General features: G+C 63.0%; 11 protein-coding genes. 7 read left to right on the top strand and 4 right to left on the bottom strand.

Going from position 1 to position 13,500, the window contains the following annotated elements; translation table 11 throughout:
- Positions 1-26 precede the first annotated feature (26 nt).
- A complete protein-coding gene (locus FHX11_RS10485) occupies positions 27-1,049 on the bottom strand; it encodes a LacI family DNA-binding transcriptional regulator (RefSeq protein WP_184357561.1) in 1,023 nt (340 codons plus the stop codon).
- Positions 1,050-1,399: 350 nt separating this feature from the next.
- On the opposite strand from FHX11_RS10485, the gene FHX11_RS10480 reads away from it, so the two are divergent.
- From FHX11_RS10480 to FHX11_RS10460, 5 genes are read left to right on the top strand one after another with little or no spacing between them, the layout of a single operon-like run.
- Positions 1,400-2,632: an amidohydrolase/deacetylase family metallohydrolase gene (locus tag FHX11_RS10480; RefSeq protein ID WP_184357560.1), complete on the top strand. Its 1,233-nt coding sequence runs from the start codon at positions 1,400-1,402 to the stop codon at positions 2,630-2,632.
- 39 nt (positions 2,633-2,671) lie between these two features.
- A complete protein-coding gene (locus FHX11_RS10475; RefSeq protein ID WP_184357559.1) occupies positions 2,672-4,195 on the top strand; it encodes an ABC transporter substrate-binding protein in 1,524 nt (507 codons plus the stop codon).
- A 9-nt stretch (positions 4,196-4,204) separates the two neighbouring features.
- Complete coding sequence (locus FHX11_RS10470; protein WP_184357558.1) at positions 4,205-5,155, top strand: ABC transporter permease; 951 nt, start codon at positions 4,205-4,207, stop codon at positions 5,153-5,155.
- Positions 5,155-6,003, top strand: a complete 849-nt coding sequence (locus FHX11_RS10465) for an ABC transporter permease (RefSeq protein WP_184357557.1) — start codon at positions 5,155-5,157, stop codon at positions 6,001-6,003. The genes FHX11_RS10470 and FHX11_RS10465 overlap by 1 nt, the downstream gene beginning before the upstream one ends.
- Before the next feature lie 2 nt (positions 6,004-6,005).
- Positions 6,006-7,847, top strand: coding sequence for an ABC transporter ATP-binding protein (locus tag FHX11_RS10460; RefSeq protein ID WP_184357556.1), 1,842 nt, complete (start codon positions 6,006-6,008; stop codon positions 7,845-7,847).
- An 18-nt stretch (positions 7,848-7,865) separates the two neighbouring features.
- Here FHX11_RS10460 and phnF read toward each other — a convergent pair whose 3' ends face one another.
- Entirely contained in the window at positions 7,866-8,633 is a 768-nt protein-coding gene (phnF, locus tag FHX11_RS10455) for a phosphonate metabolism transcriptional regulator PhnF (RefSeq protein WP_184357555.1), read from the bottom strand.
- 100 nt (positions 8,634-8,733) lie between these two features.
- Between phnF and FHX11_RS10450 the strand changes: the two genes are divergently transcribed.
- The gene (locus FHX11_RS10450; RefSeq protein ID WP_184357554.1) at positions 8,734-9,492 is read left to right on the top strand and encodes an HAD-IA family hydrolase; all 759 of its coding nucleotides are present in this window, start codon (positions 8,734-8,736) and stop codon (positions 9,490-9,492) included.
- Positions 9,479-10,147, top strand: coding sequence for a pyridoxal 5'-phosphate synthase (locus FHX11_RS10445; RefSeq protein WP_184357553.1), 669 nt, complete (start codon positions 9,479-9,481; stop codon positions 10,145-10,147). The genes FHX11_RS10450 and FHX11_RS10445 overlap by 14 nt, the downstream gene beginning before the upstream one ends.
- A gap of 20 nt (positions 10,148-10,167) precedes the next feature.
- Here FHX11_RS10445 and FHX11_RS10440 read toward each other — a convergent pair whose 3' ends face one another.
- Both FHX11_RS10440 and FHX11_RS10435 read right to left on the bottom strand, forming a co-directional pair.
- The gene (locus FHX11_RS10440) at positions 10,168-11,676 is read right to left on the bottom strand and encodes an efflux transporter outer membrane subunit (protein ID WP_184357552.1); all 1,509 of its coding nucleotides are present in this window, start codon (positions 11,674-11,676) and stop codon (positions 10,168-10,170) included.
- A gap of 60 nt (positions 11,677-11,736) precedes the next feature.
- Positions 11,737-13,500 (bottom strand): efflux RND transporter permease subunit (locus FHX11_RS10435; RefSeq protein WP_184357551.1); only part of this gene is annotated, 1,764 nt, incomplete at its 5' end.

Below are 13,500 nucleotides of genomic sequence, written 5' to 3'. Positions count from 1 at the left end.
ACAGGAACAGCGCATGCGCTCACGCGCTATTGTCCAAGCGAGCCGATCGTCCCGCCCGCGACGAAGGTAACGCCATGCTGCACCTGTTGCGGCACGGCTCTGGGATCGGCGATCCGTCGCTTGAGAAGCCGGATGGCCTCGACGCCGATGGCGGCGCGATCGACGCTGATCGTCGCTAGGCGTGGCGTCGTCATTTCCGCGAAGGCCATGCCCTCGAAGCCGATAACCGAGACGTCATCGGGGATGCTGAGCCCGTGGTCGCTGGCCGCCTGCATGACGCCCGTCGCCGTCAGATCGTTGACGCAGACAATGCCGGTAAAGGGCAACCGCTCCTTGCGGCCGAAGATTTCCGCGAACCGCGATAGTGCCGTCTCGTAGCGATCATGCCCGATTTCCAGAACCTCGCCCTCGACATCGCCAGCCATCGCGACGGCATCCCTGAAGCCGCGCACGCGCTCCATCCAGGGATGGCGGAGATCGCCGGTCACGAAAAGAAGCCGCCGGTGGCCGCTTTCGATCATCGCACGGGTCGCGAGGCGGGCTCCGGCATAGTTGTTGGCAATCACGCTATCGAAGCGCATGTCCATATCGACGGCGTTCACGAGCACGAGGGAACCTTCGCGCTGAAAATAGTCGGCAACCTCCGGCAACGGGTTCGTGTAGAACATGATGGCGGCATTGGTGCCATGGGTTTCCCGGTTGCGTTCGACGCAGGCAAGGTCGACGGCACCTTCCGGCAGGAGCTTGGGATAGAGCGCCAATCCCTCCTGCTCCGCAGTCGCGCGGGCACTTTCCAGAATTTCCTGGAAGATCGGATGCAGGCCCCCGTTGACCGGATGCATGGGTAGATACACGACGGCATGCTCGGTTGCAGCGGAACGGAGTGCTTCGGCATAGCCCAGATTGTCGGCGATGCGGCGGATACGCTCGCGCAGTTCCGCCGACATGCCCATCTGCCCGGATAAGGCGCGCGACACGGTGCTGACCGATACCTCGGCAAGCCGGGCAATATCCGCCTGGTTTACGCGCTTCGACGCCTGGCTTTCCAAAGGCTTCTCCAATCATGGCGAACTCAAAACGGTCCGCAATTCTCGCAATTGCGCAAAAATAGCAGATTCAGCCATTCGCGCCATAGGCTTTTCGGCGGATAACGACAATTATCCGTATAGGTTAGCCGATGCGAGATCCCGCATAGCAAAGCGGCAGTATGGCAGTCATTCCGGTGCGGATTGCGCAATATATGATCAATTTTCTCATTACACAAAATTTGCGCAATTGCGCATTGACTCATAGGAAATGCGCTCTTACGTTTCCTTGCGCGGTTTGAACGCTGGTGACGGCGGCCGTAGCGCCGCGAGCAGACATCCAGAGGCGAAACGAAGAAGAGTGATCCGCATCCATGCAAAAGCCAGCTCTCCTCCCCGATTACGATCTCGTGCTCGCGAACGGCCGAGTGATCGATGAGCGCAATGGGCTGGATGAGGTTACGGATATCGCCATTCTCGACGGCATGGTCGCCGCTGTCGGGCCGAACCTCGCCGCAACGGCGAGCAACGTCCGCGATGTCGCCGGCGCCCTGGTGGTGCCGGGCCTGATCGACATCCACACCCATGTCTATCACAAGGCGACGTCGCTCGGCGTCGATCCGGATTTCGTGGCGCGGCGCTCGGCGGTGACGACGCTGGTCGATGCGGGTAGTGCCGGCGCCGGCAATTACGACGGTCTGCGCGATTTCGTCATGCGCGCATCGCCCTATCGCATCCTTGCCTATCTCAACATTTCCTTCCCCGGCATCTTCGGCTTCGACAAGGGGCTGTTCATCGGCGAGGCCACCTTGAGCGAGATGCTGCCGATCGACCGCTGCGTCGCCAAGATCGAGGCGAACCGCGACAGGATCGTTGGCGTCAAGGTGCGCATCGGCGGCCCGGCGACCGGCGATCTGGGGCTCGGCGCGCTTGAGCTGGCTCTGGAGGCAGCCGAAGCCGTCGGCTTGCCGCTGATGGCCCATATTGGCGGCCCGCCGCCGAGCTATGCCGATGTCGTCTCGATGCTGCGACCGGGCGACATTCTCACCCATTGCTATCGCCCGAGCCCGAATTCGGCGCTCGACACTAGCGGCCGGCTGCTTCCGGAAATCCTGGCAGCCCGCGCCCGCGGGGTCCTCTTCGATATCGGCCACGGCATGGGCGCCTTTTCCTTCGAGAGCGCGGAAGCCGCGATCGCGGCGGGGTTCCTGCCCGATCTGATTTCCTCGGACGTTCATGTCATCAGCATCGAAGGCCCGGCCTTCGACCTCCTGCATACGATGAGCAAGCTTTTGAACTGCGGCGTACCGCTGCCGCAGGTCATCGCCATGGCCACCAACCGGCCGGCACTTGCCATGCAACGGCCCGAACTCGGCCATCTCGGCGTCGGCGCGCCGGCGGACATCACCATCCTCAGGGAAACGGCGCGCAGCTTCACCTTCCGCGACGTTCGCGACCTCTCGCGCATCGGAACACGCTTGCTGTCGCCCGTCGCCGTCTATCTCGCCGGCCGCGAAATGGAGTTGGCGCGCCGGCCGTTCGAGGAGCACCGGGGCTTCGGCAATGGCTGCTGCGGCGACGAAACAAGCATGCCCGTCTGTTCATAAGAAATCCGGCCGCAAACAAGGCCAAAAAAGGGGAACGAAATGAAATTAGCATCACTTCTGGCGGCCGGCGCGGCCGCTCTCTTGCTCGCGATGACCGGGCCGGCTGTGGCCGAGGGTCACAAGGGCGGCGTCCTGACCATCGCAACCGTCGGCGAGCCGCCGACGCTCGACCAGATGCTGACGCCGACCGATCTCGTCGGCACTATCAGCCAGCACATATTCGAAACACTCTATACGTTCGATGCCGAATGGCAGCCAAAGCCGCTGCTCGCCGCCGCGATGCCGTCTATTTCCGAGGACGGGCTGACCTACAAGATCCCTCTGCGCCAGGGCGTTGCCTTCCATGACGGCAGCGCGATGACATCCGCCGATGTCGTCGCCTCGCTGCAACGCTGGCTGAAGATCAACTCCAAGGGCAAGCAGGTCGCCCAGGTCGTCGACAGCATCGCCGCCGACGGCGACAATGCCGTCACCATCAAGCTGAAATCGCGCTATTCGCCGCTCGTCGCCACCCTCTCCCAGGCATCGATCATCATGCCGGCGACCAAGATCGCCGACACTCTGAGCGAATTCGTCGGCACCGGCCCCTACAAGCTCAAGGAGCGCAAGCCCGATCAATATATCCAGCTCGTCCGCTTCGAGGGCTACAAGTCTCCCGACGGGGAGCCGAGCAACTATGCCGGCAAGCGCGAGACGCTTGCGGACGAACTGCGCTTCGTTCCGGTGCCGGATGCCAATACCCGGGTCGAAGGCCTGCTCGCCGGCCAGTATGATTTCGCCGACTCCCTGCCCTTCAGCGCCTATGACCGCATCGCGGCGAGTGACAAGGCCGCTCCCGTCGTCATGCCGTCCAGCGGCTGGGTCTCCCTCAACATGAACATGAAGGAAGGTCTGCTGACCAACAAGGATCTGCGCAACGCCGTTCAGGTGGCGCTCAATCCGACCGACATGATGATGGCGGCCTTCGCCGACGAGAAATTCTACAAGGTCGACGGCGCCTATTATCCCGAAGGTTTCTTCTGGCACACCGAAGCCGGTGTTGCCCGCTATGGCGAAGGCGACCCCGCCGCCGCGGCCGAATTGATGAAGAAAGCCGGCTATGACGGCACGCCCATCCGGCTGCTGACCTCGCGCCAGTACGAGTTCCACTACAAGATGGCGGAGGTCGCCAAGGCCTATCTGGAGGCCGCCGGTTTCAAGGTGGACCTGCAGGTGACGGACTGGGCGACACTGACGACCCGCCGCGCCGATCCGAAGCAATGGGATATCTTCATCACCCACAGCAACTTCCCGGGCGATCCCACGACGCTGAACACGATCTCGGACAGCTATCCCGGCTGGTACACGTCCGAGGCCAAGACCAAGGCGGTCGCCACCTATCTCGCAGCCGTGACGCCGGACGAAAAGAAGAAGGCCTGGGAAACCATCCAGACGACGCTCTATGACGATGCTCCGCTGTTCAAGGCCGGCAATTTCAATGCGCTGTCGGGTCTTGCCAAGGGCGTCAACGGCTATGTGCCGCATTACTGGCCGACCTTCTGGAACGTCGAAGCCCGGCAGTAAGAGCGCGCCATGTCGAATATCATCCGGGCTTTTGCCAGCCGGCTGGTTGGCATCCTCGCCGTGCTGCTGGTGCTGGCCACCGTCGTCTTCCTGATCGTGCGCGTCACCCCGGGTGATCCGGCCGCCGTGATGCTTGGGGCGGACGCCACGCCCCAGGACATCGCCGAACTGCGCGAGAGGCTGGGGCTGAATGCCCCGCTCATCCAGCAATATGTCTCGTTTCTCGCGCATGCGGTGCGCGGGGATCTTGGTCAATCGATCTTCCTCAACATGCCGGTGACGACGGCGCTCGCCGCCCGTGCCGAGCCGACCTTCTTCCTGACGCTGTTCTCGATCCTGATCGCCACGGCGATCGCGCTGCCGGTCGGCATCATCTCCGCCTACAAGCGCGGAACGCTCTTCGACCAGATCGTCGTCGGCATTACGATGGTCGCGGCCAGCGTTCCGAGCTTCTGGCTAGGCCTCATCCTCATCCAGACCTTCGCCGTCAGCCTCGGCTGGTTCCCGGTTTCGGGATATGGCGGCCCTGAATCGGGCTTCTTCGAGCGTATCGGTCATCTCGTCCTGCCGGCGATCGCGCTCGGCATCGTCAATTCCGCCCTGATCACCCGCTTTACCCGCGCGGCCATGCTCGACGTGCTCGGCGACGACTATATCCGCACCGCCCGTGCAAAGGGTGCGGCCGAGCGAACCGTCGTGCTCAAACATGCCTTGAAGAACGCGCTCATCCCGATCATCACGGTGATCGGCCTCAGCATCGCCCTTCTGGTATCCGGCGCCGTGGTCACGGAAACCGTATTCGGCCTGCCGGGGATCGGCAGCCTCGTCGTCTCCGCCGTCCTGCGGCGCGACTATCCGGTCATTCAGGGGACGCTTCTCGTCGTGGCGGTGATCTACGTGCTCATCAATTTCATTGTCGACATGCTCTATGTCATCGTCGATCCGAGGGTGCGACTGTGATGGCGGCCGTTCCCTTCCTGCGCCGCGCGCGCCGCATCCTGCGCAACAAGGCGATCCTGTTCGGCACCGTCATCCTGCTCGTCATCGTTCTGGCCGCGATCCTGGCCCCCTGGATCGCGCCCTATGCGCCCAACAAGCTGTCGATCGCCAACAAGCTGAAGCCGCCGTCGCTCGCCCATCTGTTCGGGACCGACGAATTCGGAAGGGATGTCTTTTCCCGCGCGATCTATGCGGCACGCATCTCGCTCGCCGTCAGCGCCGGCGTCGTGCTTCTGGCAACGGCGCTCGGCATCGTGCTCGGCGTCTGCGCCGGCTATTTCCGGCGGCTCGACGCATCGATATCGCGGCTTCTCGATGCGATGATGTCCTTTCCCGACATCCTGCTCGCCATCGCCCTGGTCGCGGCCCTCGGCCCGTCGCTCGCCAATGTCATCCTGGCGCTCGGCATCACCTACGCGCCGCGGCTCGCCCGCGTCGTGCGCGGATCCACGCTCGTGCTGCGCGAGCTGCCCTATGTGGAAGCGGCCAAGACGCTCGGCCTGCCGACCTGGCAGATCCTCTTGCGCCATATCCTGCTCAATCTCGCCTCGCCCATCCTGGTGCAGAGCAGCTTCATCTTTGCCTCCGCCATGCTGGCCGAGGCCAGCCTCTCCTTTCTCGGCGTCGGGGTCGGCTCGGACATGCCCACCTGGGGCACCATGCTGGCGATGGGACGCGAATATATGAACGCATCGCCCTGGCTGATGTATTTCCCTGGCCTTGCCATCGTCTTCGCCGTCCTTTCCCTCCAGCTTCTCGGCGACGGATTGCGCGATCTCGTCGACCCACGCCTGTCGAAGGAGGTGTGACGATGACCGCAGACAAACAGAACCTGACGGGACCCGCAGGTAGCCCGATCCTTCAGGTCGATCGTCTCACCACCTCCTTCCGCACGGAGGAAGGCTGGCGCCCGGTCATCAGGGACATCTCGCTCAGCGTGGCCGAGGGAGAAACCGTTGCCATCGTCGGCGAATCCGGCTCCGGCAAGAGCGTGACGGCCCTGTCGACCATGCGGCTCTTGCCACCGGGAAAATCACGCAGCGAAGGCCGCATCCTCTTCGAAGGCCGCGATCTCCTGACACTCCCGGAAGCCGCAATGCGCGATATACGCGGCAATCGCATCGGCATGATCTTCCAGGAGCCGATGACCAGCCTCAATCCGGTCTTCACCATCGGCAACCAGTTGGCCGAGGCGCTGATACTGCACCGGGCGATGTCCTCTCAAGAGGCCGAGGCGGAAGCCGTTCGCCTTCTGGAGAGAGTGCGCATCCCCTCGGCGAAATCGCGCCTCAAGGAATATCCGCACAAGCTTTCCGGCGGCATGCGCCAGCGCGTGATGATCGCCATGGCGCTCGCCTGCCGGCCGAAGCTGCTGATTGCCGACGAGCCGACCACCGCTCTCGACGTCACGATCCAGGCGCAGATCCTGCATCTGATCCGCGAATTGCAGGCCGAGGAGAACATGGGCGTTCTCTTCATCACCCACGACATGGGCGTGGTGGCCGAGGTCGCCGACCGCACCGTCGTCATGTTCCGCGGCGACGTGCTCGAGACCGGTTCGACGGAGGAGGTTTTCGCCGCCCCGAAGCATCCTTACACGCGTTCGCTGCTGGCATCGATCCCACGGCTCGGCTCCATGGGCGACAGCGCCCGGCCGGTGCGGTTTCCCGTCATCGACCCCGACACCGGAACGGCCGCGCCCGCCATGGAGATGCCCGCGACCGTCGATGCCGGCAAACCGTTGCTGGATGTCCGCAACCTTTCGGTCCGCTTCGATATTCCGGCGGGCCTCGGGCGGCTGGCCGGCAGGGTGCACGCCGTCGAGAATGTCTCCTTCAATCTCCATGCCGGTGAAACCCTGGCGCTGGTCGGTGAATCCGGCTGCGGCAAGTCGACGACCGGACGCGCGATCATGCGCCTGATCCGGCCGACGAGCGGCACGGTGCTTGTCGACGGACAGAATGTCGCCGACGCCGCCGGCCGCGAGCAGCGCAAGGCCTACCGCATCGCGCAAATGATCTTCCAGGACCCCTTCGCCTCGCTCAACCCGCGCATCACCGTCGGGGCGGCGGTCGGCGAGCCGATCCTCGCGCACAAGATCATGGATCGCAAAGCTGCCCGCGACCGGGTTGCCGAACTGCTTGAGAAGGTCGGCCTCAAGGCCGACATGGCGAGCCGCTATCCTCACGAATTCTCCGGTGGCCAGCGGCAGCGCATCTCGATCGCCCGCGCCCTCGCGCTCGAACCGGCGATGATCATAGCCGACGAGGCGGTCTCGGCGCTCGACGTCTCGGTGAAGGCACAAGTCTCCAACCTGATGCTGGACCTACAGGAGAGCATGAAGCTCGCGTTCCTGTTCATTTCCCACGACATGGCCGTTGTCGAACGCATGAGCCATCGCGTTGCCGTGATGTATCTCGGCGAGATCGTCGAGATCGGTCCCCGCGCCTCGGTCTTCAACAATCCGCAGCATGCCTACACCAAGCGCCTGATTGCGGCCGTTCCACAGCCCGATCCGACGCGGCGCGGCACATTGCCTGCGGCCCTGACCGACGAGATCAAGAGCCCGATCCGGCCGCTGGACTACCACCCGCCCAGCCGCGTCTATCATGAGTGCGCGCCAGGCCACTTCGTGCAGATCGATACGGCATAGATGGGATAGGGTAAAGCGCTATCCCTCGGCGGGCAGATCGACGACGATCTTGACGCGTTCAGCCGCAAAGCAGCCGTCGAAATAGGAGAGAGGCTCCCCCTTCGCATCCACGTCCAGAGCGGTATAGGCAAGAACCGGCAAAGTTCGCGCCTGCCGCAGGAACTTGGCTTCCTCAGCGCTCGGCATCCGGGCGATGATCTCCGTTTTCTTGCGCAAATAATCCTCAACTCCGTAACGTCTCAACGCCTTCGAAAAGGAACGATCCTGCTGGAAGGCCTCGGCAAAGCCGGCGAAACGGCTGGCACAGCAGTAGCGGTTACCGAACGCGATCGGCCGCTCATTCGCGAAGGCGCCGATGGTCATTTCGATCACCGGAACATGCACGGCGAGTACAAGGGCGGCAGCAATCTCCGGATCGGCCTCCATCAGCCGCCAGCGCAGCAGCCGGCGGTCCGGCGACAGTTCCGCGCTGTTGAGGTTTTCGTCGAAGCGAACGCGCTTGCCGATGGCATAGGGCACCGGGTCCTCGCTGACGAAGGTGCCGTTGCCGTGTTCGATGCGAATGGTTCCCTTTTTCTCCAGCGCGGCAAGCGCCTGCCGCACGGTCATACGGCTCACGCCGTAATCGGCGGCGATCTGACGATCCGGGGGCAATTGCACGCCGGGACCATACTCCCCGGCCTGGATCTTGGCGTGGATCGACGTGGCGACACGTTGCCAGAGAGGTCCGGCGCCGTCGGCCTTCGCGAAGCTCGCGGCGTTGCGGTCGGCGGGCGTCACGGTCATGTCACATCGATCCCTTAATAAATGGTCTAGACCATTGATATGCAGTCTAGACCAATATAGCCTGACTCATAGCGCACCGCAATCGACGGAAAGAAACCACATGGCAGAGACAGGACGGACCATCATCTGGGATTTCGAGGGCACGCTAGCGATGAGGCCGGGTCGCTTCACCGGTGCGCTGGTGAAGGCCGTCCGCCTCTTAGACCCCAAGCTTGCCATGAGCGAGGATGAGATCCGGCCCCATCTCGGCGGCGGCTTTCCATGGCATCAAAGGGAACTGCGCCATGATTTCGCCGGCCGTCCGGATCGCTGGTGGGACAATCTGCAATCGGTCTCGGCAAGCGCGCTGAAAACGCTTGGTCTCAGTGACGAACTGGCGGCAAAGGCGGCCGTTCTGGCCCGCTCTGTCTATCTCGATGCGCGGCAATGGACATGCATGGAAGGCGCGACGCAGACACTGGATGTCCTTTCATCGCGGGGCTGGCGGCATGTCGTGATGTCAAATTTCGCGCCCGAGCTGGATGGGATCATCACAGCGCTTGGTCTGGCGAACCGGATTTCGAAGACCTTCTCCTCCGGCCAGGTCGGCCTCGAAAAACCGAACAGGGCCTATTTCGAGCATGTGCTTGACAGCATCGCGCCTGAAAAAGCGATCTTCATGATCGGAGACAACCCCAAGGCCGATATTGCGGGCGGGCGCAACGCAGGTCTGAAAACGATCCTCGTCGGCAGCGTCGATCCCACGGCCGATTTCAATGTCCCGAAACTGGTCGACATCCTCACCCTGCCGGATCTTTCCAGCGATATCGATCACGGCACCTTCATCACCAAGGAGAATCAAAGACATGCAAGCATTTGATACGGTCAGGCAACGACTGCGCGGATTGAAGGCACTTGAAGGCCCGTTCGTACCGGTCGATTTCTCGGATGCCGGCGGTCCGCCGCAGGCTCTTTTTCTCGACTGGCTGGAGGCCGCCATCGCCGCCGATATCGCCGAGCCGCACGCCATGACCTTGTCGACAGTCGACGCCGACGGACATCCCGACGCAAGAGTTCTCATCCTCAAGAATGTCGATGATACCGGCTGGTATTTCGCCGTCAGTTCCGAAAGCCCGAAGGGCCGGCAGATCGATGTGCGGCCGGACGTGGCGCTGACCTTCTACTGGCAGAAGCTCGGCCGACAGGTGCGTATTCGCGGCAAGGCGAAAGCGCTGGACGAGGCCATATGCCATCAGGATTTCCTGGCGCGATCGCCCGACGCCCGCGCCAGCGTATTGCTTGAACGGCAAAGCGAACGTCTCGACCACCCCTCATCTGTCGACAAGGCCATGGCTGCTTCCCGCGGTCGCATCGACCAGAACCCGGATCTGACGAGCGCCGCCTGGCAGGTCTATGTCGTGGTTCCTACGCGGATCGAATTCTGGCAGGGCGCAACCGACAGGCTGCACAAGAGACTGCTGTTCCAACGGGCAAATTCCAACAGCGCCTGGGAACGGGACTTGCTCTGGCCATGAGAACGCCGCTGACCGGCCCGTCAGAAGGATGAGCGAATGCGGGCCGGTCCCATCTTGTCGGCCACGACCGGCGTCGAACTGTCGATCTCGCCGTCCCATCCTCCGCCCAGCGCCTTGTTGAGGGAGATATAGTTGGTGGCGATCGAAGCCTTGCTTTGGATGAGCGAGCTTTCAGCGCTATAGAGCGAACGCTCGGCATCGAGAACATCGAGGAAGTCGGTCGCGCCGGCCTTGTTCAGCTCCCGCGAGAGTGCCGATGCCCTGCGATAGGATGCGGCGGATGCCGCAAGCTTTGCATTCTTCAGTTTCTCCTGGGTCAGGGAGACGATGGCGTCCTCGACATCCTGCATGGCGGTCAGGACCACCGACTGATAGGCGATATAATACTGATCGCGCTCCGCCTTGGCGACGTCGACGGCCGCCTTCAACTGGCCACCCTGGAAGATCGGTATGGTCACCGTCGGGCCGAACGACCAGCCGATCGTCGACTTGCGGCCGAGATCGGCGATGTCGGTGGCGGACGAGGTGATGCTTCCGGTCAGTGAAATCGACGGATAGCGGTTCGCCTCGGCGACCCCGATTTTCGCGGTGTATTGCGCGAGTTGCCGCTCGGCGAGGCGGACATCGGGCCGCGATGTCAATATCGTCGCCGGAATGCCAGTGGAGACCTTGAGGGGCGGCTGCGGGATCGGCGCCGTCTTCTTCAGGCGCTCGTCCAGAGCCGCCGGCGGTTTGCCGAGAAGCACGGCAAGCTTATGCAACGCCTCCACATAGGATATCTGATAGCTCGGGATGTCCGCTTCGGTGCTGCTCGCCTGGCCGTCGGCATTGGCCGCATCCACGGCGGTCACCGTTCCCGCCTTATATTGCTCCTGAGTGAGCGAGGCGGTCTTCCTTTGCGAGACAGCCGTCCTTTGGGCCAGATCCCGCAGTGCCTGATATTCGCGCGCCTGGACATAATAGGTGGCAACATCGCCCACCAGCGTCACCAGCGTATCGCGCAGATCCTCTTCGGCAGCTTCGACCCCGCGGCGCGCCGCCTCGGCGGAGCGCTTGTTGCCGCCGAACAGATCGAGCTCCCAGCTTGCGTCGAAGCCCGGCTGATATTCGCTATAGATGCTGGCGGCGCTGCCGTCGGAAGCGGCCGTTCGGTTGCGCGTCGCCGAAGCCGTTGCCTCGGCCGTTGGCAGAAGCGCGCCCTTCTGCTCGCGATAGGTCGCGCGCGCCTCGCGAATCTTCGCCTTTGCCGTTGCGACGTCGAGATTCGTCTGGACGGCTTCCTCGATCAGCGCATTCAGGGTCGGATCGCGAAGCTGCTTCCACCATTGCGAGAGATCGGGCGCGGCCCCCTGCTTGGACGAAGCCTGGCGGCTCCAATGGCTCGGCATGGCAACAGTCGGCTTCTCATAATCCGGTCCGACGACGCAACCCGTGAGCACCGAGGTGCAGAGAAGCACCGCCGCCAGCGGAATGAGCCTCGATCTCCGGCGTATCGGGCCGGCATACGACGTCGAATGAAGGACGGACATGAAATCCCTTCTCTTTGAATGTGATCGTTTGAGAGACAGGCGGCAGGCCAAGAGAGGCCCTCAGCCCGCCGGATCAGGTTTTGCATCCACCGCTGTCGTCGTCGGCCCGACCTTGCCCTTGAAGACGCGGCGGACGGAGACGAAGAGCAGCGGGATGAAGAAGATGCCCAGCACGGTCGCCGAGATCATGCCGCCCATGACGCCGATGCCGATCGAGTTCTGGCTGCCGGAGCCGGCACCATTGGCGACGGCGAGCGGCATGACGCCAAGGATGAAGGCGAGCGAGGTCATCAGGATCGGCCGCAGCCGCTGGCGGGCGGCCTCCAGCGTCGCCTGCACCAGATCCTTGCCGCTCGCCTGCTGCTCGATGGCGAATTCGACGATCAGGATGGCGTTCTTGGCCGCCAACCCTATGGTGGTCAGCAGGCCGACCTTGAAATAGACGTCGTTGGACTGGCCGAACAGGGTGGCGGCGAGCAGTGCGCCGAAGATGCCGATCGGCACCGACAGCATGACGGCGAGTGGGATCGACCAGCTTTCATAGAGGGCGGCGAGCGCCAGGAAGACGACGAGGATGGAGATGGCGTAGAGCTGGGTCGCCTGGTTGCCGGAGAGCTTCTCCTGGGCCGACAGGCTGGTCCATTCGTGGCTGAAGCCGGGCGGCAGGGAGGCCATGATCTTGTCGATCTCGTTCATGGCGTCGCCGGAGGAGATGCCGGCGGCGGCGGAACCCTGGATTTCGACCGCGGACGAGCCGTTATAGCGCTCGAGACGCGGTGAGCCATAGGTCCATTTTCCGGTCGCAAAGGCCGAGAAGGGAACCATGCTGCTATCGGAGTTCTTGACATACCAGCGGCCGAAATCCTCCGGCTGCATGCGGAAATTCTTGTCGGCCTGGACATAGACTTTCTTGACGCGGCCACGATCGATGAAGTCGTTGACATAGGTGCCGCCCCAGGCGGTCGACAGCGTCGTATCGATATCCGACAGCGTGATATCGAGCGCGCTTGCCTTTTCCGCATCGATGTCGACCGAATATTGCGGGGTATCCTCCTGCCCGTTGGGACGGGTGCCGCTGAGCTTGCTGCTCTTGGCCGCCGCGCTGAGCAATTGGTTGCGGGCGGCGATCAGGGCCGCATGACCTGCGCCATTTGTGTCCTTGATATAGAAGTCGAAGCCGCTATTGTTGCCGAAGCCGGGAATGGCCGGCGGCGACATTGCGAAAACACTGCCGTCCTTGATCTTGGAGAAGGCGCCCATCGCGCGGCCAGCAATGGCCTGCGCCTTCGATTGCGGCGTCTTGCGCTCGGCAAAATCCTTCAGTTTGACAAAGGCCAGGCCGACATTCTGGCCCTGGCCGCCAAAACCGAAGCCGACGACACCCATGACGCCCTGAACGTAATCCTTCTCATCCTGGAGATAGTAGTCCGTGATTTGCCGCAAAGCTTTTTCGGTCCGATCGGCGGTTGCGCCGGCCGGAAGCTGGACGCTGGTCATGAGCGTGCCCTGGTCCTCGTCCGGCAGGAACGAGCTCGGCAGGCGGTTGAACAGATAGCCGACGGCGGCGCCGATCAGCACGAAGATCAGCAGGAAGGCGGCACTCCGGCGGATCATGCCGTGAATGCCGCTTTGATAACGCAGCGTCGCGCGCTCGAAATTGCGGTTGAACCAGCCGAAGGCGCCGCGCTGCTTGGCGCCGTGCTCGGGCGCCTTGAGGATCGTCGCGCACAGCGCCGGCGTCAGGATCAGCGCCACGATGACAGACAGGATCATCGCCGAGACGATCGTCACCGAGAACTGCCGGTAGATGACGCCGACCGAGCC

Source organism: Rhizobium sp. BK602 (genome assembly GCF_014195095.1).
GTDB lineage: Bacteria > Pseudomonadota > Alphaproteobacteria > Rhizobiales > Rhizobiaceae > Rhizobium.
This window is presented reverse-complemented; position numbering and strand designations above follow the sequence as displayed.

Bases quoted from the DNA above. Each gene is read 5' to 3' on its own strand.
- FHX11_RS10470 (WP_184357558.1), top strand. From the start codon at position 4,205: ATGTCGAATATCATCCGGGCTTTTGCCAGCCGGCTGGTTGGCATCCTC.
- FHX11_RS10440 (WP_184357552.1), bottom strand. From the start codon at position 11,676: ATGTCCGTCCTTCATTCGACGTCGTATGCCGGCCCGATACGCCGGAGA.
- FHX11_RS10460 (WP_184357556.1), top strand. From the start codon at position 6,006: ATGACCGCAGACAAACAGAACCTGACGGGACCCGCAGGTAGCCCGATC.
- FHX11_RS10450 (WP_184357554.1), top strand. From the start codon at position 8,734: ATGGCAGAGACAGGACGGACCATCATCTGGGATTTCGAGGGCACGCTA.
- FHX11_RS10480 (WP_184357560.1), top strand. From the start codon at position 1,400: ATGCAAAAGCCAGCTCTCCTCCCCGATTACGATCTCGTGCTCGCGAAC.
- FHX11_RS10475 (WP_184357559.1), top strand. From the start codon at position 2,672: ATGAAATTAGCATCACTTCTGGCGGCCGGCGCGGCCGCTCTCTTGCTC.
- FHX11_RS10465 (WP_184357557.1), top strand. From the start codon at position 5,155: ATGGCGGCCGTTCCCTTCCTGCGCCGCGCGCGCCGCATCCTGCGCAAC.
- phnF (WP_184357555.1), bottom strand. From the start codon at position 8,633: ATGACCGTGACGCCCGCCGACCGCAACGCCGCGAGCTTCGCGAAGGCC.
- FHX11_RS10445 (WP_184357553.1), top strand. From the start codon at position 9,479: ATGCAAGCATTTGATACGGTCAGGCAACGACTGCGCGGATTGAAGGCA.